At 28.5% G+C, this 26,859-nt stretch carries 19 protein-coding genes and 3 pseudogenes; 2 read left to right on the top strand and 20 right to left on the bottom strand.

From position 1 onward, the window contains the following. Window positions 1-139: 139 nt before the first annotated feature. The 20 genes and pseudogenes from JJC01_02615 to JJC01_02520 all read right to left on the bottom strand — a co-directional run bounded on the left by JJC01_02615 (window position 140) and on the right by JJC01_02520 (window position 24,237). Window positions 140-406: a hypothetical protein gene (locus tag JJC01_02615; protein UDN60110.1), complete on the bottom strand. Its 267-nt coding sequence runs from the start codon at window positions 404-406 to the stop codon at window positions 140-142. Between the two features lie 21 nt (window positions 407-427). Beyond that, a pseudogene (locus JJC01_02610) lies at window positions 428-1,718 on the bottom strand (DNA translocase FtsK). Beyond that, complete coding sequence (locus JJC01_02605; protein ID UDN58780.1) at window positions 1,705-2,556, bottom strand: hypothetical protein; 852 nt, start codon at window positions 2,554-2,556, stop codon at window positions 1,705-1,707. Before JJC01_02605 ends, JJC01_02610 begins: the two are co-directional and overlap by 14 nt. 6 nt (window positions 2,557-2,562) lie before the next feature. Continuing rightward, entirely contained in the window at window positions 2,563-2,955 is a 393-nt protein-coding gene (locus tag JJC01_02600) for a YdcP family protein (GenBank protein UDN58779.1), read from the bottom strand. Between the two features lie 13 nt (window positions 2,956-2,968). Continuing rightward, a pseudogene (locus JJC01_02595) lies at window positions 2,969-3,273 on the bottom strand (YdcP family protein). Window positions 3,274-3,551: 278 nt separating this feature from the next. After that, window positions 3,552-5,755 (bottom strand): annotated as a pseudogene (locus JJC01_02590) (Cys-Gln thioester bond-forming surface protein). 130 nt (window positions 5,756-5,885) lie between these two features. Then, window positions 5,886-7,814, bottom strand: coding sequence for a DUF3732 domain-containing protein (locus JJC01_02585; protein UDN58778.1), 1,929 nt, complete (start codon window positions 7,812-7,814; stop codon window positions 5,886-5,888). Next, window positions 7,811-8,305, bottom strand: coding sequence for a hypothetical protein (locus JJC01_02580; GenBank protein UDN58777.1), 495 nt, complete (start codon window positions 8,303-8,305; stop codon window positions 7,811-7,813). Before JJC01_02580 ends, JJC01_02585 begins: the two co-directional genes overlap by 4 nt. After that, window positions 8,302-9,450 carry a hypothetical protein gene (locus tag JJC01_02575; protein ID UDN58776.1) on the bottom strand — a complete coding sequence of 383 codons (1,149 nt, stop codon included), beginning with the start codon at window positions 9,448-9,450 and terminating at the stop codon, window positions 8,302-8,304. The genes JJC01_02580 and JJC01_02575 overlap by 4 nt, the downstream gene beginning before the upstream one ends. Before the next feature lie 386 nt (window positions 9,451-9,836). Continuing rightward, window positions 9,837-11,195 carry a 23S rRNA (uracil(1939)-C(5))-methyltransferase RlmD gene (gene rlmD / locus JJC01_02570; protein UDN58775.1) on the bottom strand — a complete coding sequence of 453 codons (1,359 nt, stop codon included), beginning with the start codon at window positions 11,193-11,195 and terminating at the stop codon, window positions 9,837-9,839. A gap of 174 nt (window positions 11,196-11,369) precedes the next feature. Continuing rightward, window positions 11,370-13,130, bottom strand: coding sequence for a pyruvate kinase (gene pyk / locus JJC01_02565; protein UDN58774.1), 1,761 nt, complete (start codon window positions 13,128-13,130; stop codon window positions 11,370-11,372). Window positions 13,131-13,181: 51 nt separating this feature from the next. Beyond that, window positions 13,182-14,141 carry a 6-phosphofructokinase gene (gene pfkA / locus JJC01_02560; GenBank protein ID UDN58773.1) on the bottom strand — a complete coding sequence of 320 codons (960 nt, stop codon included), beginning with the start codon at window positions 14,139-14,141 and terminating at the stop codon, window positions 13,182-13,184. Window positions 14,142-14,349: 208 nt separating this feature from the next. Further along, window positions 14,350-17,919 (bottom strand): DNA polymerase III subunit alpha, encoded by a 3,570-nt coding sequence (locus JJC01_02555; protein ID UDN58772.1) that lies wholly within the window; start codon window positions 17,917-17,919, stop codon window positions 14,350-14,352. A gap of 153 nt (window positions 17,920-18,072) precedes the next feature. Continuing rightward, window positions 18,073-19,023: a DNA-binding protein WhiA gene (whiA, locus tag JJC01_02550; GenBank protein ID UDN58771.1), complete on the bottom strand. Its 951-nt coding sequence runs from the start codon at window positions 19,021-19,023 to the stop codon at window positions 18,073-18,075. Window positions 19,024-19,039: 16 nt separating this feature from the next. After that, complete coding sequence (locus JJC01_02545; protein UDN58770.1) at window positions 19,040-19,465, bottom strand: NUDIX hydrolase; 426 nt, start codon at window positions 19,463-19,465, stop codon at window positions 19,040-19,042. A 68-nt stretch (window positions 19,466-19,533) separates the two neighbouring features. Next, window positions 19,534-20,640 carry a YvcK family protein gene (locus JJC01_02540; GenBank protein ID UDN58769.1) on the bottom strand — a complete coding sequence of 369 codons (1,107 nt, stop codon included), beginning with the start codon at window positions 20,638-20,640 and terminating at the stop codon, window positions 19,534-19,536. 11 nt (window positions 20,641-20,651) lie between these two features. Then, complete coding sequence (gene rapZ / locus JJC01_02535) at window positions 20,652-21,509, bottom strand: RNase adapter RapZ (GenBank protein ID UDN58768.1); 858 nt, start codon at window positions 21,507-21,509, stop codon at window positions 20,652-20,654. Window positions 21,510-21,561: 52 nt separating this feature from the next. Then, entirely contained in the window at window positions 21,562-22,275 is a 714-nt protein-coding gene (locus JJC01_02530) for a PHP domain-containing protein (protein ID UDN58767.1), read from the bottom strand. A gap of 3 nt (window positions 22,276-22,278) precedes the next feature. Next, window positions 22,279-23,193 (bottom strand): UDP-N-acetylmuramate dehydrogenase, encoded by a 915-nt coding sequence (gene murB, locus JJC01_02525; GenBank protein UDN58766.1) that lies wholly within the window; start codon window positions 23,191-23,193, stop codon window positions 22,279-22,281. Window positions 23,194-23,466: 273 nt separating this feature from the next. After that, window positions 23,467-24,237, bottom strand: a complete 771-nt coding sequence (locus JJC01_02520) for a formate/nitrite transporter family protein (protein UDN58765.1) — start codon at window positions 24,235-24,237, stop codon at window positions 23,467-23,469. 317 nt (window positions 24,238-24,554) lie between these two features. Between JJC01_02520 and cls the strand changes: the two genes are divergently transcribed. Both cls and JJC01_02510 read left to right on the top strand, forming a co-directional pair. Next, window positions 24,555-26,036: a cardiolipin synthase gene (cls, locus tag JJC01_02515; GenBank protein UDN58764.1), complete on the top strand. Its 1,482-nt coding sequence runs from the start codon at window positions 24,555-24,557 to the stop codon at window positions 26,034-26,036. 315 nt (window positions 26,037-26,351) lie between these two features. After that, window positions 26,352-26,849 (top strand): NAD(P)H-dependent oxidoreductase subunit E, encoded by a 498-nt coding sequence (locus JJC01_02510; GenBank protein UDN58763.1) that lies wholly within the window; start codon window positions 26,352-26,354, stop codon window positions 26,847-26,849. Window positions 26,850-26,859 lie beyond the last annotated feature (10 nt).

Below are 26,859 nucleotides of genomic sequence, written 5' to 3'. Positions count from 1 at the left end.
GTGCCCCCCTGTTAGATACCAGGGGCTAATAAATATTGGTATGGCAAAGCCATACCAATAGCAGGTCAATCCGCATCTGCGTCTTTCGCTTCGCACGACGCCTATGCTTACTGCCTGCTTCTTATTGTTTTAAATTTTTTTAACTAAATCCAAAATAATACACTAACACTTGTCCATCCTCTACATTAATATTAAACTCAAATCTTATAGGATATTCTACCTTTGTTTGCTCACTATCTAAATAAACACTACAAATCATATCAGCAGTAAATTCAGAAAAAACACTTTGCAATATTCTAGCCCCAGATGATTTACAAAAATCCATTGGCTGTTCTTCAAAATCCTTAATGTATTCATCATATCTTATAATTTCTTCAATATTTTCAATAGAATACATTTCTTGAATGAAATTAAACACCTCCAAACTTTAATCTGTTTTTTCTGTTTTTACAAATAATTTATCTATTTCATCTAAAAAATTGTGACCTTTAGGAACAAGTGGAGTATAAAATTCAGATATTACACTTGTACCAGTATCTATATAGCCTCTTCCTTTAATTTGCTTTAAGAAAAAGTCTTTGTTAGTTTCACTAAACATCATATTATATCCAAGATCAGACATTCTCCCCAGTGCTACTCTAAAATTAAATTGATCTCTAATACCATCTCCAAGATATTTAGCATCTGGACGTTGACAAGCTAATATAAGAAAAAAACCTGCCTGTCTACCAAGCATTACAATTTGCTTTAGTTTATTTAAAACAGCAGTATTTTCTTTAGTTCCTAGCATTTCCATAAAAGCAACATACTCATCAAATATTAAAAAGTTAGCTGGAAGTCCAAGATATGCATAATTTTCTCCAATTTTATAATTACTCATAGTTTTCATAGATTCACTACGCTTCATCATTTCATCATAAAAGTTATTTATGCACAAAATCATATCGTCTTTTTTACAATATACATTTGGTATAACCATTTTCAAATCTGCTGAATCTGCATTTTTAGGATCTAATATATAAAGTGTAGATTTAGTTCTTATTAATGCTTCAATTATTGTAAGTATAAAATATGTCTTTCCTCCGCCAGTTCCTCCTGCAATTAGCATATGAGGTAACTTATCAAACTCCCAATACACAGACTTCATAAATTTTAAACTTCCATTACGAACTTTAACTTCATCAATAGATATTCTATTTGCAATAGTATCATATAGTAAAACATATTCAATATAAGAGTCTTTTAACTCTTTAGAAACTAACTCACAATATAAACCTGACTCTAATTTCTTTTCTAAATTTAATAATTGATCTTGATATTTACCTAAAGTTATTTCAACTTTAATATAAATTAATCCATCCTTTAATTCATAGTACATTTTAGGAAAATACACTATTTTTTCTTTCTGCTTATTAGAATTTAAATCTTTAAAGAATCCACTATCTTTAATAGATTCAGATTCATACCATTTATTTTCTAATATCATTCTTGCTAATTTTTGACGATGGATTAGTTGTTTAACTCTATCATATTGAAAGTGATAACCCATTCCCAGAAAACAAGTTTATGTTTTTCCAGTTTATTTCTGTAATCTGTTTTACATTAAGAACTGTCAATAATATCGTAAATATAATTGACAATATACTTATTGAAAAACGAAAAACCAGTAATTTATCAATGGCTCTTATCCTATTCCCTTTGTATTTATAAAATTTCATTTTTTATCCTTTCCATATATTTATTAAAATCCTGTGCATTATATCTATCTACATTTCTATTAAATTTTGGTTGTTGTATTTTTTCATATTTCCTATTATCAATCCTTCTTTCAAACAATAGATTTTTATCTTTAGGATATCTATGTCTTACATAATTTTTGTAGTATTTCAAAATTACATCAGCTTCTTTTGTCAACAGATATATATATCGGAACATAAGTCCATTAATTTTTTCTATACCTTTGTACTCACAAAAACAATGTGTAAACCAATATCTTTTTTTTACTCCATCATAGTGTGCATTTTCTTCCAATAATTTTCTTGCACTACGTGGATGTATTTTTTCTCCTGTTTCTTTATCTCGATATACACTAGTCTTAAAATAACCACAATAATAAAAATTAGAAGCTTGATAAACATATCCGCATTTTCCTTCTATTCCATCAGCAAGTGTATATAAAAAAAGATATCCTGTGTTTTTTCTTAACCATCTTATTAGTAGTGAAAGAGTTCGACTTCCAAAATATTGATTATAATTCATTTCTGGAAGAAAACACATTTTGCCAATTTCCAAATAGTTTTCTGTAAAAAGTTCATTACAAGGAAATATTTTACGTATAGTCTGTAATGGCTGTGTTCCCCATCCTAATTCAATCACACCTAACAATATGTCTTCTTCATAAACTCCTAAAAAATAACGACAAAGACGAGGAATTACTTTTGAATAGTGATACGTCCTAATAAAATTAATTACTGCTTTCTTTGGTATTTTCTTTATTCTTAAATCTAATTTTCTTCTACTAATTATTTGAATACTCTTATCTTTATCCTTACTCATATTAATCTACTTCTTTTTAATATTATCTTTACTTGCCTGCTTATCTTGTAAATCTTCTGCTAATTTTCCTTGTCCTATTTTCAAAGTGATATCATCAGCTTTAATATACCAATCTACATCAGTCCCATTAAAATTAGCTGTCGCTACTGTATCTGCAACTGGATTAATAATATCTACTTCTGAATTATAATCAAACTCTTTTAATTGTACTGATGCTGGTATACTGACTTGTATCATTCTTCCTTGTCCTCTACTCTTTAAATCATAAGTACGTTCTTTAATTTCATTTGATACTGTTCCATCATCATTTTGAACATGTACCTCTCTTCTGAGTGCCGAAAACTTTAATACTCCAAATGTTTTTTCTTTATCTATAACTATTCCATTTGCTAATCTCATAATCTTATCCTCATTAAGCCTTTACTATATCATCTGCTAATAAAATATAATTTGTAAAACCTCGAGTTCCTATTTTATATCCTTCAGCTAATTTATTAATTTTACCTTTTCCTCAACTTCAAAAGACTTTTCACCTACATTAGCTGGTAAAATAACAACTATATCGTCTGCTCTTTATATATCTGAATAGAGACTATATTCTCTAGACATTACTGTCATTTTCCCATTAATTTTTCTTTGTTTAATATATCCTTCTCCTGCATATTCTAAACTTCCAAATGTATCATCCATATTGGGGATAATATGTTTCAATTTCATCAATCATTACCTCTCTTTTCTAAATTTATATTTTTAAAATAAAGTAAATAGCTTTAAATGTTGGTGATCTAATAAACACAAATTTATAATCCATAATTTCATTACCTCCTAAAAATTTGTATAAAAAAACAGATACTACTTTGTATCTGAACCTTCTATTTCTCTATTTTCTTTTTACTTTTTATTGATATTAATAATAATCCTAATAATGTAGTTCCTATTCCATAGAATATTAACTCATTTGTCTCTCCTGTTTTTGGTAATTCTGTTTTCTCTATTTTTTTGTTTGTCATCTTAAAAATTATAATCTCACCATTTTCCTTTATTTCAAATTTCATTGGTGTTTCATCAATTTGATATCCTTTAGGTGCTTCGTATTCTTGGAAGTAATAAATACCCTTAGATAATTTATTAAAATAAAATACACCTTTATCATCTGTTTTACCTTCTATTAAAATATTTTTATCTTCATCAAGTATCCTAATTCCTGCGTTTGGTAAGGGCTCACCTGTTACTACATCTGTTTTTATTAACTTAGCCCCTCCTTTAATTAATTCATTTTTAATTTTTAGGTTATGCACCTCATTTTGTTCCTTAATTATTACCTTAAAATCTTTTGCTGCAATATATCCTTCTGGTGTTTTAGTTTCTTTGACTGTATAAGTATCGTAAGGTAATCCTTCAAATTTTAAATATCCTTTTTCATCTGTATATCCTGTTTTAACTAACTTCACTATTGTGTCACTAAATACAGAAAACTCTACATCCTTTAAAGGTTTTATTTCTTTATTTTTTGTTTTTAAAATATTTTTAATTTTTTCTTTCCAATCATATTCTCCAAACTTTATTAAATCAAATCCACCTGTAATTACTTTCTCTTTTACTATTGTTTCTTTTACAGATGTTTCTATATTTTCACCTGCATAACTTATTTCAAAATAATGTTTAGTAATATCTAATAAATATCCTTCTGGAACTTTCTTTTCAATCCAATAATACTCACCAAGATATAAATTTTCTACTTTTGCCTTTCCACCTTTAATCGTTACTATTTCAACTAACTCATCATTATTTGATTTTCTTAATTCATAAACCGCACCATCAAGTTTTGCACTTCCTTGAGGTATTGACCCAATTTTTTCATCTTCTTTAGTTAATATTGCTTTTCCTTTTTGTTCTGTATCTTTATGAGTAATAGATGTTGATGTTACTTCTACAGTTTGTCCAACATATTTTAATTCAAATGGTATTTTTTCTTTATTTATTAAATATCCCTCTGGAGCCTTTTCTTCAAGGGCATAATACTTTCCGAGCTTTATCTTTTCTGATGTTGCCTTTCCAAATTTATCTGTGGTTATAGTAGTTATCTTTTCATCATTTTCATTATAAATTCCATAAATTGCTCCTTCTAATTTATAACTATCATTAGGCATTTCTGTTCCAAAGTCTTTTCCCATCTTACTAAGTACTACATTACCTAACTGTTCTTTATTTCCTAATGAAACTTCTATTGTTTTATTTGCTTCAATAATAACTTTTTTAATTTCACCTTTATTAAAATATCCGTTTGGTGCTATCACTTCTGATATTGTTACAGTTTTTCCTTCTGGTAATCTTCTATACTAGCAATTCCATTAGAATCGGTTATAATTTCTTTACTATCACCATCATACTCAAATCTAAGTTTTGCATTTGCTAATTCCTTTCTTGTGTCTTCATCAATCTTTTTTACTTTAACACTTCCTAACTTGATTACATTTATATTTAAATTTGAACTCATCGAACTTTCCATATGAAATTCTGCTAAACTTTGATAGTTAGGCTTACGATAAACTATTGATGTTCCAACCTCATTCTTAGGAATCTTTATATAACTAATAACTCTTGAATTAGAATTTTTATTTGCTGTAATTTTCAAAGTATTTTCTTCAAGTAATATATCTGTTCCAGTATTATTTGATTTTAAATTCATTTGTCTAATAATACTATTCTTATCTTCTAACTCAATTGTTTCTCCACTTTTAACTGCAACTTTTTCATTATTCCATGAAGGTAATATATTATGTCTATTTACCTTTTCAAGTATTTCAGTTTTTCTTTTATGATAATTTGGAAGTGTTGTAGATATAAATTTATCTCCTAATTCCTCCCATATAATTATTTGAGTTAATGCATAGTCATATTTTGATTGATTTGTATCTGTATATCCATAATAAGCAATTTTAGATAATATATCTTTCTTAGAATCTATATATTCTTCTGATACATATCCACCTCCACTAGACGTTATAATTCCAGGTTCTATACAAAATACGGTTTTACCATCTACCTTCATACGGTAAATCTTATGATTAACCTTTTTATTAGTAATTGGACTAATACCTACATAATTAAATCCTGTACTTTCACTCATATCCAACTCACTTGCATAAACTGAAACTTGTGATGTAAACATAGTAGTAATTATAATTATAAAAGCCATAATAAAACTTACAAATTTTTTAGATAATTTATATTTATCCATAAATATCATCCTTTCCATCATATTATTTCAATAAAAAATAGACACTGAATTTATAAATTTCAATGTCTATTTATATATATTTATTTAATTATATTAATGCTTTTCCATTTCTCCAATTACATCTTATATAAGATATAAATTCATCCTTAACCTCCAAATTTTTTCCATCAACGTGATCAACTATTAAAATTTGAGGAAGTATACCAGTATCTTCTCCAATTGATTTAATTTCATCAAATATAGTCTTATACATCTGATTTACTGCTTTTAAATCAGACTGTGAAAATTCATTTTTATCTATGTCACCTTCAGGAAAATAAACTTGACTTGGTTGATCAAAAAACATAATTAGTGACATAGGTGAATTTTCCTGTTTAGCAAAGTACCTAAGAAAGCTAAGGAAAAGTGATATATGGCATGATACCCAGTTCGCTCCACTCCCCATCTCATTTAAAAATATTTTTTCATTTTTATTTTGATATTGATATAAATCAAATGTTCCATCTACTAAACTAAAATTAAGATTTATAGGTCTATATTCTTCCTCAAAATCTAATGTAAGAGCTAATCGATTCATATTATCAGATAAAAACGTCTGAGCCTTTGCCTTCTTTACCTCTAAATCATATCCTTTAATCTTATCTTCTAAATTTGTTATTAATTCCTTTAAATTTTCTATATCTTCATCAATATTTTCAAATAATCCTCCATCAATCATATTAGAATATAATTCAATTTTAACTTTAGCATAATTTACTTTTTCTTTCTTAGAATTTAAGGCATCTGATTTTATATATTTTTTCTCAATTTCTTTAATCTGATTTGATATTATTTTCATCTTTTCTGATATATCTAAAGCAATTCCTTTCAATTTCCTTATATCTTCTGAAAAATCATGTGTATATTTACTAGTAATCTCTAGCTCCTTATCTAACCATTCGCCTGCTTCTAATAGTAATCTATCTTCTTCTGAAATAACTTCACAATTATTTCCGCAAAGTGGACAAGAATATTTATTTTCACCAATTTCAAAAACCTTTGTTTTTTCTTTTAATTCTTTTAGTGATTCAGTAAAACCTCGACCTCGGTTACTTGCATCATCTAAATTATTTATTTTCATTAGAATACTTCTTTCTTCGCTTACTAGCTCTTCTAATTCTTTTTTTAACAAATTATATCTTTCAATTATTCCCTCTTCTTCTAAAAGTTGAGCTTCATCAAATTCTGGCAAATTAGACGCAAGTTTTTTCATCTTATTTAAAGTTATATTTAAGTCAATAGGAGTATTTAATAATGAAAAATAATCTTCTAATAATGGTTTTAATATACTTTTTAAATATTCACTACTTTTCTGATTTGATTTTTGACTCTTTAACTTACGATTCAATTGATTCTTTAAATCATTTAACTCTATTAAGCTACTATAGTATTCCTGTCCTATCATTCCTGCAAAAATAGGAAATTGCTCAATTATATCCTTTCTCTTGTATGATTCTGAAAATCTATAGAACAATGCAAATTTACTTGCAATTAAGTTTTGATGTTGAAAAAGATAGGATGTCATATTTCTTAAAGATGCTTTCTTTCCTTTTTCATCTTTTTCGAAAACAAGATTACTTACATGTAACCCTAATGCAGACTCAATTTCATACTGAGCATCCTTAATCGATAATATCGGCATATTTTTAAAATAATTTAAATCAACTTTATCTACTGGAAAATCAATACCTTCTTTTGATATATGCATTTTCCCTCCATTCTCCCAATTATATCTAGCAATTATATAGGTATTTTTATTTATTACCATTGGTATAACATAAATATATGCAAATTCTGTAATCTTCCCCTTTGGGATAGTACATCTTGAACTACATAAACAGTAGTCCATTATTTCAACAAGAGCACTCTTACCTGTTTTTGATTCCCCAGTAATAATATTCACTCCTGGTTTCATATTAACACTTCTAACTTCTCCTGATTTATTAAAAATCATAATCGCCCTCATATAACTTCTCATATTCTATCAACCCCTAAAAAATAATTTAAATGATCCTCATTTGTCTTTGCAAAAATAATACCTAAATAATACGCAGATCTAATCCAACTTTTAATTTCTCCTTTATAATTTAAGTGACTTATAGGATCTGAAATTAAAAATATTCTATTTCCTTCTAAACGTATATTCTCTTGTGAATATAGAATTATTATAGCTTTTTTAGATAACCCCTTAACATCCTCAAAACGCTTTATATATCCTGCCAAATCAGATTTCCCTGAAATTTTTTTATTATTTTCCAGATCCTTAGGCTTATTAAATAGACTTTCCATTCTGCTTGTTTTATTTGCAGAAATAAGTTTTTTCCTTGAATCTGAATATAACAAAATAGGAAGTGCCATAAATAGTGTTCTTATTTCACATGGTTTATTATATCCTGATAAAAATCCTCTAAATAATAATGCATAAAAATGTGAATTCATAGATAATATTTTTATATTTTTTATACTCAATTATTTTCACCTACATCCCAACTAAATTTTCTGTCATCCACAATAGTATGAATAATTCCCCTTTGAAAATAATATTGATTTTTAATTATTGATTCAAAATCCCTCACATCCCATGACATAACTTCACTATACAATATTTGTGAACTTTCAATTTGCTCTTTTCTACTTTTTCCTCTACTCTTAATTACACTAATTTTTTTCTGATGTTTTAATTTATATGACAAATCATCTCTATATTTATCTAAACTTTGATTATATAAAAAATCTTCATTGAAAAAGTTAATAATAGTCATATTTGTTTTCCAATAATCTAATATAGCTAGTTGAATCTCATCATCATACTCTATTTTTTTTATTTCTTCAACAAAATTTTTATTAATCAATGTTCCCTTTTCATATTCTGATATATCTTCATCATTAAATATATCTGGTAATGGTTTTCCATTCTTATTAGAATAAGCTACCGACTCTTTCTGTAAAATATTATCAAAATCTTCTCTACTTACTTCCCATCTATGTGGTGGCTCTTTTACAATTGAAAGTAGTCTTCCCAGTAATGCTCCGATATAATGATCTCTATTCTCTTGAGGGATATGTCCAACATAACAATCAAACTCTTTTGATATATCAGAAATTTTATTTTGATTATATTCTATAGTAAATCTAGATAATATATCTTCTAGCTTTTCTTTATCATAAATATTTTCATCGAATATTTTTTTGTAATACTTTCTAAAAGTGTTTTCATCTTTTTTTTCAATAGCTCCAATATTTAATAACACACATAATTTTTCACTTTTATTTTTATTGTTCCAATCATGAAATGGGGAATCTACTCCAATTACTGAAGTAGTATACAATACCAAACTAGAAAATACTGATATTCTATCATATTCAACATACCAATTAGTTAAAGTTTTCCAAAAATCTATATTTCTATCAGAAAGAGAATGCTCACCAAAATGGTGTTTTACCTCTATTTGAAAAGATGAGTCAGATTCACTTGAAATTAAACTGACATCTCCATTAACTTCTATTTGCACTTTATCTCCACTTTTCATATTAAAACAATTTCTTAATGCAATATAATATTGAAAAATGTCCCCTGCTTTTTTTAAAGTTGCATCATTTACCGCAGTACCCATAATATAACATCACCCACTTTATAATAATACAGATATTATACTATACATTTACTAAATATTACATATTATTGGCATATATAACACTTTTACTAGATCTTATTAAACAAGTATTACTTTAATGATATTATTTTAAGATTTAATAAAAATAATTAATAAAATAAATTTGTAGTAGCTAAGTTATTATTCAAATAAAAAAGCAATAATAGATATATAAATTATAATCCATTATTGCCTTTATTTTTATTATATTTTCGTATTTCCACACTCCATATATATAACTACAGACACGTCAAAATACCTTTTTAATTCTTTATTCCTTATTTTACTTCCATCTGATGCAAATACTACATGCTTGTGAAAGTGGCTAAAATTCAGAATTTCCAGCATTACTTGCGACGTAGCAACGCTACAGTCTCCACATGTGTAGAATGAGGGAACATATCTACAGGTTGTGCCTCAATACATTTAAATCCATGCATATTTAGATAATTTAAATCCCTTGCTAAAGTAGAAGGATTACAAGAAACATAAACAATTCTCTCAGGATTCATTGAAACAATTGTCTCTAAAACCTTTTCGTCACAACCCTTTCTAGGTGGGTCTACAACTACAACATTAGCAGTCTTACCCTCACTATACATCTTAGGAACAACCTCTTCTGCCTTACCCACATAGAATTCAGCATTATGTATATTGTTTAATCTAGCATTTACCTTAGCATCTTTTATAGCATCTTCTATAATTTCTATTCCATAAACTTTTTTAGCCTTTTGCGCTAAAAATAAAGATATTGTACCTATACCACAATAAATATCAAAAACAGTATCAGTATCCTTTAAATCTGCATATTCAAGAGCTTTATTATATAATACCTTAGTTTGTATAGGATTTACTTGGAAAAATGACAATGGAGAAATCTCAAATACTAAATCTCCTATATAATCATTTATTTTACCATCTCCATACACAACTATATTCTCTTTTCCAAGAATGGCATTTGTATTTTTTTCATTTATATTTACAACTAAAGTCTTAAATCCAGGTATATTTTCCTCTAATACTGAAGCTAATTCTTTAAGATATGGAAGTCTGTTTCCATTAGCAACTAATACAACCATTACTTCTTTAGTTGTAAATCCAATTTTTGTCACCAAATGTCTAATTACTCCAGTCTGAGCCTTTTCATCATATATGCTTACCTTATAAGCTCTTATATACGTTTTTATTATCTTAACAATTTTATCATTTAGTTCATGTTGTATTACACATTTTTCTGTCGATATTACATCGTGAGTCTTCTTTTTGTAAAAACCAATAATAGGAACTCCATTGTTCTTTTGTATTGGAAATTGAGCTTTATTTCTATATCTATATGGCTTCTCCATGCCTATAGTATCATGAACTACCACATCATCCAACTTACCTATTCTTGTAAGCACTTGTTTAACTTCATTTGTTTTCATTTCAAGTTGTTTATTATAGTCTAAATCTTGTATTTGGCACCCTCCACAATCCTTAAGATTGTCACTACACACTCTTTTTACTCTAAATGGAGACTTCTCTATTATTTCAACAATGTCTCCTACAGCATAATTTTTCTTGACCTTATTAATTTTAACTTTAACTTTATCTTGTATTAATCCGCCCTCTACAAAAACTGTAATACCATTGTACTTTCCAACGCCTACTCCAGCCTGTCCAATGTCTACTATATCTACAATATACATCTCGTTTTTTGAAAGCATAAATCACCCTCCAATCACTATATTAAATTTAAATTCTTACAAATTCTTTTCTTTAAATATATATTAAAATCTTGATATTAACTAAACTATATTTTTTACTAAGCTACAATATTTTATTTTACCAAAAAAAAAGGAGCTTATAAAGCCCCTTGACAAAATAAATTTATTATTTTCTTATAAAACTCTAGTTGAACCTCTATATATTACACCTCTTGATGCATCCACTGTTACAACTTCTCCATCTTTTACTAGATTAGTTATATCATTTGCAGACACAATAACTGGTATATCTAAATTTATTCCTACGATAGCTGTATGTGATGTCATTCCACCATTTTCAGTTACTACAGCTCCTGCTTTCTCTATATAATTGTTCATTTCAGCATCAGTAGTTGTAGAAACTAATATATCTCCTTTATTGAAGTCTACACAAGTATCTCCATTTTTTATTATACGAACTTTACCTTCTACTGTTTGATTACCTACACCTATACCTTGAACAATTTCTTCACTTATTACATGAACCTTTATTAAGTTAGTAGTTCCGCTTACTCCTACTGGTACTCCAGCAGTTATAACCACTAGTTCTCCATTATCTATATAATCTGCTTGTCTAGCTGCTTCTATTGCTTTTTCTATAACTTCATCTGTATTTCCTGCAACAGAAGATTTAACTGGATAAACTCCCCATGTAAGAGCTAGTTTATTCATAGTTTTTTCATTATTTGTAGTAGCTATTATTGGAGATTTTGGTCTAAATTTAGACACCATTCTAGCAGTATAACCTGAGGAAGTAGATGTTATTATAGCTGATGCATCTAAATCTACAGCTGTTGTACAAGTAGCATGACTTATTGCATCTGTTACTGTAACATTATTAGTACCATTTTCCTTTAACAATCTATCATAATCCAAAGTTTCTTCTGTTCTTTTTGCTATTGTAGCCATCATCTTTACAGCTTCTACAGGGTATTTCCCAGCAGCAGTTTCTCCAGATAACATTATTGCATCTGTTCCATCATATATAGCATTAGCTACGTCTGTAACTTCTGCTCTTGTTGGTCTTGGATTTCTTATCATAGAATCAAGCATTTGTGTAGCAGTTACAACTGGTTTTGCTAATTCATTGCATTTTTTTATCATCATTTTCTGAACTATTGGCATTTCTTCAGTAGGTATTTCAACACCTAAATCACCTCTAGCTACCATTATACCATCAGAAACTTTTAATATTTCATCTAAGTTTTCTACACCTTCTTGATTTTCTATCTTAGATATAATTTGTATATCAGTTGCATTGTTATTTTCTAAAATTTCTCTTATTGCTAGTACATCAGATGCTTTCCTTACAAATGAGGCAGCTATATAGTCTATACCTTGGCTTATTCCAAATTCTATGTCGCTTATATCTTTAGGAGTTATTGCTGGTAAATTTATTTTTACACCAGGCACATTTACACCTTTATGATTTTTTACTATTCCAGAATTTTCAACGATACATACTATATCTTCGCCATTTATTTCTTTTACTCTTAAACCAACTAATCCATCATCTATTAGTATAGAATCTCCTACTTTAACATCTTCAGCAAGACCCTTATAACTTACTGTACATATTTCTTTAGTTCCTACAACATCTTTCATAGTTATAGTAAATTTTTGTCCTTCTTCTAAAGATACCTCTGGGTCTGCAAAATTACCTGTTCTAATTTCTGGACCTTTAGTGTCTAATAATATAGCAACTGGTTTATTTAGTTTTTCTCTAACTTTTTTTGCCATATCTATTCTTTCCTTGTGTTCTTCATGTGAACCATGGGAAAAGTTAAATCTGCACACATTTAGACCATTTTGCATAAGTTGAGTTAAAACTTCTTCACTTTGTGATGCTGGCCCTAGCGTACAAACAATTTTTGTTTTCTTTACATTATTTAACATATTTGCTCCTCCTGAAATATTATTTCACAGATTTATTTTAAATACTAAGATTTATATAGATAATATTTTTGCCATTTCATAAGCTTCTTTATCAAAAACCTTCTTTTGAGATAAAGCTTCACTTATTTCTAAGTCAATTATTTTGTTTTCTTTTATTCCGACAACTCTAGCTGACTTTCCATCTAGTAGTAATTCTACAGCTCTTACACCAAGTCTGCTTGCTAGTATTCTATCAAATACAGTTGGACTTCCTCCTCTTTGAACATGACCTAATACAGTTACTCTTAAATCTGCTCCTGATTCTTTTTTAAGTTCCTTCTCTAAATCGCTAGCACTTCCAACTCCTTCTGCCAACACGATTATACTATGTCTCTTGCCTCTTTTTTGAGTTGTCTTTAATCTTAAAGCAACTTCATCTACTTTAACCTCTACTTCTGGTACTATTATAGTTTCAGCTCCTCCTGCAAGACCTGCATATAAGGCTAAATCTCCACAGTGTCTTCCCATAACTTCTACTATATTAACTCTTTCATGAGATGATGATGTATCTCTTATTTTACCTATAGCATCTATAATAGTATTCATTGCAGTGTCAAATCCTATAGTATAATCTGTATATGCTAAGTCATTATCTATAGTTCCTGGTATACCTATAGCTGGAAATCCTAAGTCACTAAGTTTTTGAGCTCCTGTAAATGAACCGTCTCCTCCAATTACTACTAAGCAGTCAATTTTATACTTTTTAAGAATTTTTACTGCCTTTAATCTACCTTCTTCTGTTTTGAATTCTTCACATCTAGAAGATTTTAATATAGTTCCTCCTCTGTGTATAATATCCCCAACAGAAGATAAGTTCATTTCAGTTAAATCTTCTTCCAACAATCCCTTATATCCTCTATTGATTCCATATACTTTGCATCCATAATATATTGCTGACCTTACAACCGCTCTAATTGCAGCATTCATTCCTGGAGCATCTCCTCCACTTGTTAGTAATCCTATAGTTTTCATTTTTTACCTCCTTGGATTTTATGTCAAATTTTTATTATAATCATTCTTATCACATCTTAATGGACTTTTTTCGTCCCTATATCATTTTTCAATCCCATCAAGACTAAAAAAATTAAATGTCCTTAAATGTCCATTTTGTGATATTATATCACAAAACGGACAATATTTTTCATATTATTATAATATATTTAGATTTTTATCCAAAAAATTAAGCTTTTATCTTTATGTTATCCTTAGGAAGTAATCTTTCTAAATTGTTTATAAATTCATCACATATAAAGGTGGATACTCCTGTCATTTTATATGCTTTGCGCTTACCATTTATATTTTCATCCATAGGATATAAGTATATACTGTCATTGCCTGGATATTGCTTTGCTATTTCTATAATATTGTAAGTTGTATCTGTGTCAGACATACTATCTATTTTTAAATACAGTTTTTTTCCACTTTCTAACTTCACATTTTGTACATTTTTAGTTCTTACTGAATTATATTTTTTAGCTTCAAAGTCAGTATTGTCTTTTATATCTTTTATTTCTCTAGCTATAAGTTTTGCATTTTCGCCTTCTTTTATACTTAATGTTCCTTTTACATAAATTATATTATCTTCGTTTAAAATAACATTATATTTTTGTAATAACTGAGGAAAAACTATTATTTCTATAGCACCATATAAATCTTCTAACTCAATAAATGCCATAATTTCATTTCTTTTTGTGGTTTTTATCGTTTTATTTACAATCATTCCACCCATTATTGCATCAGTTTCATTCATTTGTATATATGACTCTTCATCCTCTTTTAATGAATTTAACTTTCCATTATCTATAGATGTTTTTTCTTGTAATTCTTTTTCAAATTGCGATAAAGGATGCCCACTTACATACATTCCCAGAACTTCTTTTTCAAGATTAAGTTTCTCTCTTTCTTCATATTCTGGTCTTTTAGGTAAATTATATATTTGTTGAAAGTCACTATCTTCTTCACTATCTCCAAAAGCATCAAATAATGAAATTTGACCTTGAACATTTTTCTTTCTGTCCATAGAAACACTTTCTAATAAAGTTTCATAACCAGCCATCAGACTAGCTCTATTTTCACTTATATTATCAAAAGCTCCACATTTTATTAAGCTTTCTATTACTCTTTTATTTGTATCTTTTTGGTCTAATCTCTTAACTAAATCAACTAAGTCTATAAATAATCCCTTAGACTCTCTCTCATCAATTATATTATTTATTATATTTACACCAACATTTTTTACAGCAGCCAGACCAAATCTTATGTTGTCACCTTCAACCGAGAATTTTGAAAAACTTTTATTTATGTCTGGTGGCAACACATCTATATCTAATGCTTTACATTCTCTTATATATTCAACTACCTTATCAGTATTTCCCATAACACTAGTTATTAAAGCTGCCATAAACTCAACAGGATAATATGTTTTTAAATAAGCTGTCTCATATGCTAAAACTCCATATGCAGCTGCATGTGATTTATTAAATGCATAACGAGCAAAATCTATCATGTCATCAAATATTTTATTGGCTATTTCCTCTTCTACACCATTTCTAACACACCCTGCAATTTCTATGTTGCCATCTTCATCAAATTTCCCATGAATAAAATATTGTCTTTCTTCTTCCATTACATCCATTTTTTTCTTACTCATGGCTCTTCTAACCAAGTCACTACGACCATAACTATATCCACCTAAATCTCTAACAACTTGCATAACTTGTTCTTGATATACCAAACATCCATATGTAACTTCCATTATTGGTTTTAATTTCTCATGTAAGTATGTTACATCTTTTGGATTACTTTTATTTTTTATATACGCAGGTATAGAGTCCATTGGACCTGGTCTAAATAGGGATATTCCCGCTACAATATCTTCAAAATTATCTGGTTTCAGTTGTTTCATAAAACTCCTCATACCAGCACTTTCCAACTGAAACACTCCTAAAGTATTTCCAGATGAAAGCATTTCATATACCTTTGGATCATCATAGTCCATCTTTGAAAAATCTATATTTTCAGTGTAATTTTTTATTGTTCTATTCTTTTCTATTAAATCAAGTGCATCTCTTATAACTGTAAGTGTTCTTAATCCAAGAAAGTCCATCTTTAAAAGACCAAGTTCTTCAAGTGTTGTCATAGTAAATTGAGTTGTGATTGCATCTTGATGCTTGTACAGAGGTACATACTCATCTACAGGATTTTTGGATATAACAACTCCTGCTGCATGAGTGGAAGCATGTCTTAACATTCCCTCTATTTGCTTTGATATATTGATTATCTCTTTTGTTTCAGGGTCTTGGTCATATAAATCCTTAAGGTTTGGATTTGTATCTAATGCCTTATCTATAGTCATTCCTAAAGCAAATGGTATTTCTTTAGCTATCTTATCAACCTTATTGTAGCCTATATCTAATACTCTTCCAACATCTCTTATTGCGGCTTTTGCACCCATTGTTCCAAAAGTTATTATTTGTGCAACATGGTCATCACCATATTTTCGCTTTACATAGTCTATAACTTCTTCTCTTCTTTCATAGCAAAAATCTATATCTATATCTGGCATAGATATACGTTCTGGATTTAGAAAACGTTCAAATAGGAGAGAATATTTTATTGGGTCTATATCAGTTATCTTAAGTGTATATGCTACTATTGAACCTGCCGCACTACCTCTACCTGGTCCTACTATAATATTATTTTCTTTAGAGAAATTTATAAAGTCCCAAACTATTAAAAAGTATTCCACATAACCCATTTTTTCAATTACATCTAATTCATAGTTTAATCTATCTAGTATCTCACTATCAGGATTATCATATCTTTCTTTTAATCCATTAAAACACAATTCTCTTAAATAAGTTTCTGGCGTATATCCATCTGGAACATCATATTTAGGAAGATGTATAGTGTTAAAATCAAACTCTACATTACACATATCAGCTATTTTTACAGTATTATCAATAGCCTCTAGTGCATATGGGAATAACTCTTCCATTTCTTCTCTTGATTTCAGATAAAACTCATCACTTCCAAATCTCATTCTATTTGGGTCATTTACTGTTTTACCCATTTGAATACACATAAGAACATCATGTATTTTTGAATCTTCTTTATTTACATAGTGAACATCATTAGTAGCAACTAGTGGAATACCAGTCTCTTTTGATAATTTCACTAATCCAGAATTCACTTCTCTCTGTTCTGGTAAATTATGGTCTTGAATTTCTAAAAAGAAATTTTCTTCACCAAATATATCTTTGTAATCAATGGCAAACTTTTTTGCTTTTTCATAATTTCTATTCATCAAAGCACGTGCAACATCTCCTGCAAGACATGCAGAAAGTGCTACAATCCCTTCACAATGCTTTCTAAGTTCTTCCATATCGACTCTAGGCTTATAGTAGAAGCCTTCTACATATGAAGTTGAGACTATTTTTATCAAATTTTTATAGCCTTCCATATTCTTAGCTAACAAAACTAAATGTCCTTGATATTTATCATAATTAGGGTCTTTATCTCTTAATCCACGTGCAGCTGTATAAACTTCACACCCTATAATTGGTTTTATTCCTTCTTTTATAGCTGTTTTATAAAAATCTATAACACCAAACATACAACCATGGTCAGTAATAGCAATTGAACTCATATTTAATTCTTTAGCTCTTTTTATAAGTTTTTTCACCCTCGAAAATCCATCAAGTAAACTATACTCGGTATGTACATGAAGATGAGCAAAATCTTTTTCCATTAAATCACCTCCTGTTTTATAAATTTAATTTTACCACAAATACATGTCTTAAAACAAAAACAGAGACTTTTATCTCAAAATAGGAATTAACTTCCACCTATAACCCTATATGTTGAAATTAATTCTTATTTTGAGATTGTCCCCTCAAATTTATTATAATGATTTTTTTTTCAAGTCTGTCGCGATTTCTTCTATTTTTCTAAGTCTATGATTGACACCAGATTTTCCTATTGGCGGGTCTAACATCTCTCCAAGCTCCTTGAGAGTCATATCTTCATACTCAATTCTAATCTTGGCTATTTCTTGTAAATTTTCTGGTAAGCTACTAATCCCTATAGTTTCTTGTATTAGTCTAATATTTTCTACTTGTCTTACGGCTGCATTTACTGTTTTAGAAAGGTTAGCTGTCTCGCAATTTACTATTCTGTTTACATTATTTCTCATTTCTTTTACTATTTTAGTATTTTGGAGACTTAAAAGAGCGTGGTGTCCTCCTATAATACTTAATAAATCGGATATTTGTTCACTCTCTTTAAGATAAACAACATAATTATTTTTTCTAGCCACAATTTTACTATTAAAGCCTAAAGAATTTATAAGTTCTTTTAATGAATCTGCAAAATCCTCATTGTTAGTTACAAATTCCATATGATAGTTTTTTTCTGGATCACTTATAGAACCTCCACCAAGAAAAGCTCCTCTTATAAAAGCTCTTTTACATCCCTCATGTTTAACCAAACTTTCTGGAACTCTATTTATAGTAAAAAATCCCTCTTTTTCTTCCAATACACCTAATTTTTTTAATAACATTTCTGAACCCATTTCACTTGTTACCATTAATACATAACTATTATTTCTCTTTAACATTTGATTTTTATTTACAGAAATTGTAGTATTTATGCTGAAATTCTTTTTTAATAACTTAAAGACTTTACGGGCTATTGAGTTTAATTCTGTTGTTATTTTTAAATTTAGTTTTTTATATCCAACAATTTGTATACTTCCCCCTGATTTAACTAGAGCTGACAGTTCAGCTATATTACAACATTCATTCTCAGATACAATTCTCGCTAGTTCATTTTTGGTTTCAGTTGAAAAAGACATATATATCACCCATTAACTAATTTTTCTTTAACCTTTTTTTTATTTCCTGTAAGGCAACCTTTATTATTTCCTTTTCATCATCATACCTAGCTAGGTCTACCACTCTATCTAGATGGATAAATTTAGCATCAATAAAGCCTTCCTCTTTTTGTGGAATAGTATCCATATTTTTTGCTTGCATTAAGTACCAAAAAACTGTTTTATGAACTGCTCTATTTTCATCCCAGTTTTCTTTGAATGTATAGTGTATTTCACCTAAATATTTCAATATATCTGCTTTTACTCCAGTTTCTTCGCTTACTTCACGTAATGCTGCCTCTTGGTTATTTTCCCCTTCTTCTACTTTTCCTTTGGGTAGCACCCAATCTCCATTGAACTTCCTTAGTAAAAGAATCGTATTGCCAAACAGGACTACACCACCAGCACTAACCTCTTCTCTCATCGATGTTCACTCCTTAAAACTAACATAATGATAAGGATTTCTACACTTTTTTTTAAAATCCTTTTTTACTAACTTTTGTTGTAATTATGATTTAGGGCTAACTCAATAACTATGTTAGATATATATTTTGCATCATGTCTTATATAATTATTTTTTATTTCAATCAAATTTTTTTCTACGGTTTTTATACCCATCTCTTTTAACTTATCTTTTTGTTTTTTATCTAGTAAAACCTGTTCTGCTCCATCTTGTTTATATAAATCAAGCATTCCTTCTGGCAATATTTCGTTATTTGCTATCACATAATCTATCAAATTATTGTCAGTATGCTTTATTATCGCATTAATATGTTCTAATACATTATATCCTTCTGTTTCCCCTGGTTGAGTCATTATATTTGATATATACACTTTTGGCGCTAGAGAGGCTTTAATGGCGTCTACAACACCATCTACAAGTAAGTTTGGTATTATACTAGTATATAAACTTCCAGGACCCATAATTATAATATCAGCATCATAAATAGATGCAATAACATCTCCTAATGGTTTAACATCTTTAGGATTTAAAAAAATCTCATCAATAGAACTTTTTTGATTTTTTGATTCTTCAGGTATACTAGATTCGCCATTTACTATTTCACCATTTTTTAATTTGGCAACTAAGTTTACATCTTCTAGTGTTACTGGCAAAACCCTACCTGTTATAGCAAAAATCTCACTTAATTTATACACAGCTTTTTCAAAGTTTCCATATAATCCATTCATAGCAGCTAAAAATAGATTCCCAAAACTTTGACCTTTTAAAAGTCCCTCTGTAAACCTATATTGCATAACTTCATTCATAGTTGGTTCTATATTTGCAAGTGCTAACAGGCAATTTCTTATATCTCCTGGTGGAAGCATTCCTAAGTCTTCTCTTAATACTCCTGAACCTCCACCATCATCAGCAACAGTAACAATCGCAGTTATATTCTGCGTAGAGTGTTTAAGCCCCCTCAGAAACACTGATTGACCAGTTCCTCCACCTATTACTACTACATTAGGGTCTCTATTTTCAATAACAGACCTCTGAAATAACCTTACTTTTTCATTCTTTGCTTTCTTATATATAAATAACGATACAATTAATGCAATCCAACCTAAAATTCCTACAATAATAAGTAATTTAGCCATGTTTGCCTCCATTATCGTAACATAGAGTCTCTGTGTTTTTTTACAACTCTATATCCTTTATTAGATAAATCCTCCGCTATAAGATTTGTTATAGTAACTGACCTATGTCTTCCACCTGTACATCCAACACCAATTACTAGATGTTGTTTTCCTTCTTCTATATATTGAGGTACTAAGAAATGAATCATATCCAAAAGTTTTACATAAAATTCCTCACTAATTTTAGAATTCATAACATAATCTCTAACTTCTTTATCGTCACCAGTTTTAGATCTCAATTCTTCAACATAATATGGATTAGGAAGAAATCTTACATCAAATACTAAATCTGCATCCGCAAGTATACCATGTTTAAATCCAAAAGATACTACAGATATAGTTAAATTAGGATTATCTTCACCAGAAGAATATATTTTCTTTATTTCTTCTTTAAGGTCTTTTGGTTTCATATTAGTTGTGTCAATTATGCATGTAGAAAATCCCTTTAAAGGCTCCATTATTTTTCTTTCCATTTTTATACCTTCTGGAATTTGCATGTCTTTCGCCAATGGGTGATTTCTTCTTGTCATTTTATATCTCTTTAACAATACATCATCATTACAATCTAGATACACCATTTCATATTCATAATTTTCTTTTTCTAGATAGTTTAAACTTTCATGAAGAGCTTCAAAAAACTTTCTTCCTCTTATATCTATACCTAGAGCAACTTTATCAATACTTGAATTTGGTTGATAACATAATTCTGCAAATTTAGTTATTAAAGCAGGAGGTAGATTATCTACACAATAAAATCCCATATCCTCTAAAGCTCTCATTGTTTCACTTTTTCCAGACCCTGAAAGACCTGTAACTATAACAAATTTCATTGCTAACTCCTCCTTTTTATCTTCTGTTTATTACACTTTTATCTTTCGATTATCACACTATAATATTTTCTACTAATGATATATCCATATTTGAATCATATACAGCTTTCATAGCTCGTTTAAAATCACCCACTCTTTCTGGGCAATGTGCATCTGACCCTATTATAAATTTATTTCCTATTTCTTTTATTTCGTTTATTTGTTTTACATTTAAAAAAGAATGACTACTATTTATTTCAAGCCTTGTATCTGTCTTTTTTGCTACCTTCGCTATTTCTTCTATATATACATCACCTTTATCACCAGGATGTGTAATTACAAAAATATCATTATTATTCATAGCATTTATTACGGCTTTTGTATTATACTCTTTTGCTTTTTCAGTTTTAAAAATATAGTTATTACAATGATTTAATAAACTTCCAAATGATGTAGGAGTAGAACCAAAATGGTATCCAGCCATGATATAGTCAAGTTCTTTTATAAATTTTTCATCCATGTCTATATTACCTTTATCATCTAATATGTTACACTCCATACCCAAAAGTATATTTATATCACTATATTTATCATTCAAAGAATTTATTTCTTCTCTCATTTTATGAATATCTTTCCTCTTTACACCATATGCAATATGTTTATAACTATGGTCTGATATTCCGATTGTCTTTATCCCTTTAGCAATGGCCACCTTTACATTATCTTCAATAGTTCCCTTACCATGACTATATAATGTATGTGTATGATAATCAGCCAATATTTTCATTTGTTAATCCTCTCCAAGTATTTTGACTTCTTCTTCCAACATAACCCCAAACTTGGCATATACAGCACTTTTTATAACATATATTAAATCTAAAATATCTTTAGCACTTGCTTCTCCTAAATTAATCACAAATCCACAATGCTTCTCAGATACTTGAGCACCTCTTAAAGTAAGTCCTCTTAGTCCAGTTTCTTCTATTAACTTCCCTGCAAAATATCCTGTTGGTCTTTTAAATGTACTTCCTGCACTAGCAAAATTTAATGGTTGCTTAGTTGTTCTTCTTGTTGTTAAATCATCCATTAAACTTTTTATTTCATCATAATTTCCTTTTTGTAAATCTATTTCTGCTGATAAAGCTATATACCCATTTTTCGTTATTATACTTTTTCTATACCCAAATTCCATCTGTTCATTTGACAGTTCAAAGATATTTCCTTCCATATCTATTAATCTTACCGATTTTACTATATCTTTCATTTCACCACCATATGCTCCTGCATTCATGGCTAATGCTCCACCCAATGTTCCAGGTATACCTGAGGCAAACTCAAATCCTTTTAATTCTTGTTTTTGAAGAGCTTTACCTAAAACAGATAATAAAGCTCCTGACTGAGCAATTATTTTAGTGCCCTTTATCTCATAAGAATTAAAGTTGTCTGCAAGTTCTATTACTATGCCTCTTATTCCACCATCTTTAATTAGAATATTTGAGCCATTTCCAATTATTAAATATGGAATAGACTCTTTTTTCACTAATTGAAGTACATTTTTTAACTGCTCTTCAGTTCTAGGTCTAACCAATATATCGGCTGGCCCTCCAACTCTAAATGAGATATGTTTTTTCATAGGTTCATCTATTTTTATATCATCTTTGCTTAATATATTTAATAAATTTTCATGTATATCTTGATTATTCATTGTATTTCCTCCCAAATTATACTAAACTTCAGTTGTCATTATTATCTAAATTATATTAATATATAGTATTAACTATATTCAATAATATATGATTTTGCTTATCATACAGATTTCATATTTTTAAGTTTTTTAATTCCAAACTATATTCAATAAATATATAATAAAGTAAAAAAAAAAAAATAACAACATATAAAAGAACATAAATAATTTAAAAAAAGCATCAATATCGCTGATATCAATGCTTTAAAAGGCTATTTAATTCGTATTATTTATCTAACTATTTTTCACATAGCAAAGATAATAAATTCCCCCAACTATTATAGAACCTCCAACTACATTTCCAAGCGTTACAAATACCAAATTAGTTATTAATTGAACCATAGTAATATCTGCTCCTAATGCCATTCCCATTGGTATAAAAAACATATTTGCAACACTATGTTGGAATCCACATAACACAAATAACATTATTACTGTCCAACATGAGGCTAACTTAGATACTATGTCTTGAGATGCTGTAGCCATCCATACAGCTAAAACTACTAAAATGTTACAAAGTATTGCTTTTAAAAACATTGAAACTATCGTTGAATTAACTTTAGCTTCTGCTACAGCTATGGCTTTTGTAGCTACATCCCCTGTTAATGTAGAAGAATAATATAAAAGTGCCACTAAAAGTAGTGAACCTACTAGATTTGCAAAATAAACTAATCCCCAGTTTCTTAGCATTTTCCCTAATGTTATTTTTTTATCCATAAGTGGAATAAACATTAAGGTATTTCCAGTGAATAATTCTGCCCCTGCTACCACTACAAGCATAAGACCTACTGGAAAGACCATAGCACTTAAAAAACTAGCTATTCCTGGGTCTATCTTACCAAAAGTCTGACTAATTATTATACTACCCAATGCCCCAAAACCTATAAATGCTCCTCCAAGTAAACCTAATAAAATTGCATTTTGTGTTGAAATATTCGCTTTTTTAATGCCTGCACTTATAGTTGCTTGTGCAGTTTCCCCAGGTGTCAAGAATCCTTTACTCATAAATCCTTCCCCCTTAAAAATTATACTTTTCCTTGTCTTTTTATGGCAATAATTATATAATAACAATATGATATATAATAAATTTTATTAATATAAAAAATATACTATATGTTTATATATACTTGTCTCATATAATTATATTATTTATTATATACCAACTTTGTTAATTTCGAAATAATTTATATTGAATTTGAAAAATTTACCTTTCGAATATTTATTTTACTTTTTTATTGTTGAGGTATTATATATAATAGATATATGTTTGTGTTATTATATATAATTACTTATTTTAATAAATATTTAAAGGAGGAAATTTTATGTTTGATATATCATTTTTCGAAATGTCAATATATGAAATAGCAGTTACTACAATATATATAATTAATTTCATGGTTATACTAAATCTCATTTTTAGAGAAAAGAGAAATATAAATACAACTCTAACATGGCTTCTTATATTAGTATTAATACCAGCTCTTGGATTTATACTTTATATAGCTTTTGGCAGAAATATTTCAAAAAACAATATGTTTAGATTAAAAGAAAAGGATGATAAGATAATCAAAAGCAATATACTAGATACTCAAGTTAAATTACAATCTACATCTGAAATTAATTCAGAGATACATCAACATAAGGATATGATTTATGCATTAGCTAATTCAAATAATGCTCATTATACCAATAATAACGATGTGTGGATTTACGCTGAGTCTAGTCAATTTTTTAACACTCTTCTTGAAGAACTTAAGAAAGCAAAGAAATATATAAACATACAGTTTTACATTTTCAAAGATGACAAAATCGGAACTGAAATAATTGACATTCTAGTAGATAAAGCCAAAGAAGGTGTAGAAGTAAGACTTTTATTTGACGCCGTTGGTGGTAGAACACTAAAAAATAGTACACTTTCTAGATTAAAAGAAAGTGGTGTTAAAGTTGGAAGTTTCTTTCCATCATTCTTAAAAATTGTAAACTTTAACTTAAACTACAGAAACCACCGAAAAATAGTTGTCATTGATGGAAAAGTAGGATTTGTAGGTGGATACAATGTTGGAGACGAATATCTAGGTAGAAATCCAAAATTTGGTCTATGGAGAGATACACATACTAAACTTACTGGTGATTGTGTAATTGACCTAAATATGAGGTTTATCCTTGATTGGAGATATACAACTAAAGAAGATTTAGATTTAGAAAAGTACTTCGTAGAAAGTGAAACACCTTCTGATTGTCCTTCTGAAAATATTGGGATTCAGATAGTATCAAGTGGTCCAGATATATTAGAACTTGATGAAATTAAATATGGTTACCTTAAAATGATTCAGAAAGCTAGAAAGTATATATACATACAGAGTCCTTATTTAATACTTGACTCAACATTTATAGATACTTTAAAAATAGCTTGTTTATCTGGTGTTGATGTAAGAATTATGATTCCTTCTAAACCTGACCATCCTTTTGTATACTGGGCATCATATTCATATGCTGGAGAACTTTTAAAATTTGGAGCTAAAATCTACACTTATGGTGAAAATGCATTTTTACATGCTAAGACAATAGTTATAGATGACTCTATATGTTCTATAGGAACAGCTAATATGGATATAAGAAGCTTTGAGCTTAATTTTGAAGTAAATGCATTTATGTACTCTTCAAAAAAAGCACTAGAGCAAAGAGTTATATTTGAAAATGATATTTTAGATTCAAAAGAAATAACATTAGATGTATATAATTCTAGGTCTACTTATATAAAAATCAAGGAATCAATTTCTAGACTATTATCATCAGTTTTATAAATCTTTTATTTTATAAAAATTTTACCTTTTGGTTTATTTTTTAAAGTTTTTTATATATATTATTTTTTTTTTATTGGATTCAGTCCATTTTTTTTATTTTTTTTAACTATTCTGAATTATTTTATATTATAATAGACTAGTATAGTTTTTTTTTAATAGGTAACTTTTTTGCATTGTTTTTATGAATAAAGAAATTGTTGTATATTATTCTTTCTTTATTGTTTTGGTTTTGTTCACCAACATAATATTGGTGTCAACTCATGGTTAATTATTTTATGAAAAATAATAACTTTAAAAAGAAAAGGGGGATTTGTTATGTGCGATTTTATTTCACACAACAAGCAGTTATTTGACGAATTAGATATATTTATTGACTCTCTTGCAACAAAGGAAGGTGCTTTGATACAAGTTCTACATGAAGCTCAAGGTATATTTGGATATCTTCCAAAAGAAGTACAACTTCATGTTGCTAAAAGACTTGGAGTAGCTCCTGCAAAGGTATATGGGGTTGTTACATTCTATTCTTATTTCACTACAGAACCTGTAGGTAAGTATAAAATAAGTGTCTGTCTAGGTACTGTATGTTTTGTAAAAGGTGCTGATAAGATATTAAGTGCTTTTGAAAAACAGCTTGGTATAAAAGTTGGAGAAACTACTAGTGATTTTAAATTTTCTTTAGAAGGTTTAAGATGTTTGGGGGCATGTGGTTTAGCTCCAGTTGTTACTGTAAATGGTAAAGTTTATGGTAAAGTAAAACCAGATCAAGTAAGCGAAATATTGGATACTTATAGAGAATTAGAATTGAATTGTTAAGAGGGGTGAA

Source organism: Clostridioides sp. ES-S-0010-02 (genome assembly GCA_020641055.1).
GTDB lineage: Bacteria > Bacillota > Clostridia > Peptostreptococcales > Peptostreptococcaceae > Clostridioides.
This window is presented reverse-complemented; position numbering and strand designations above follow the sequence as displayed.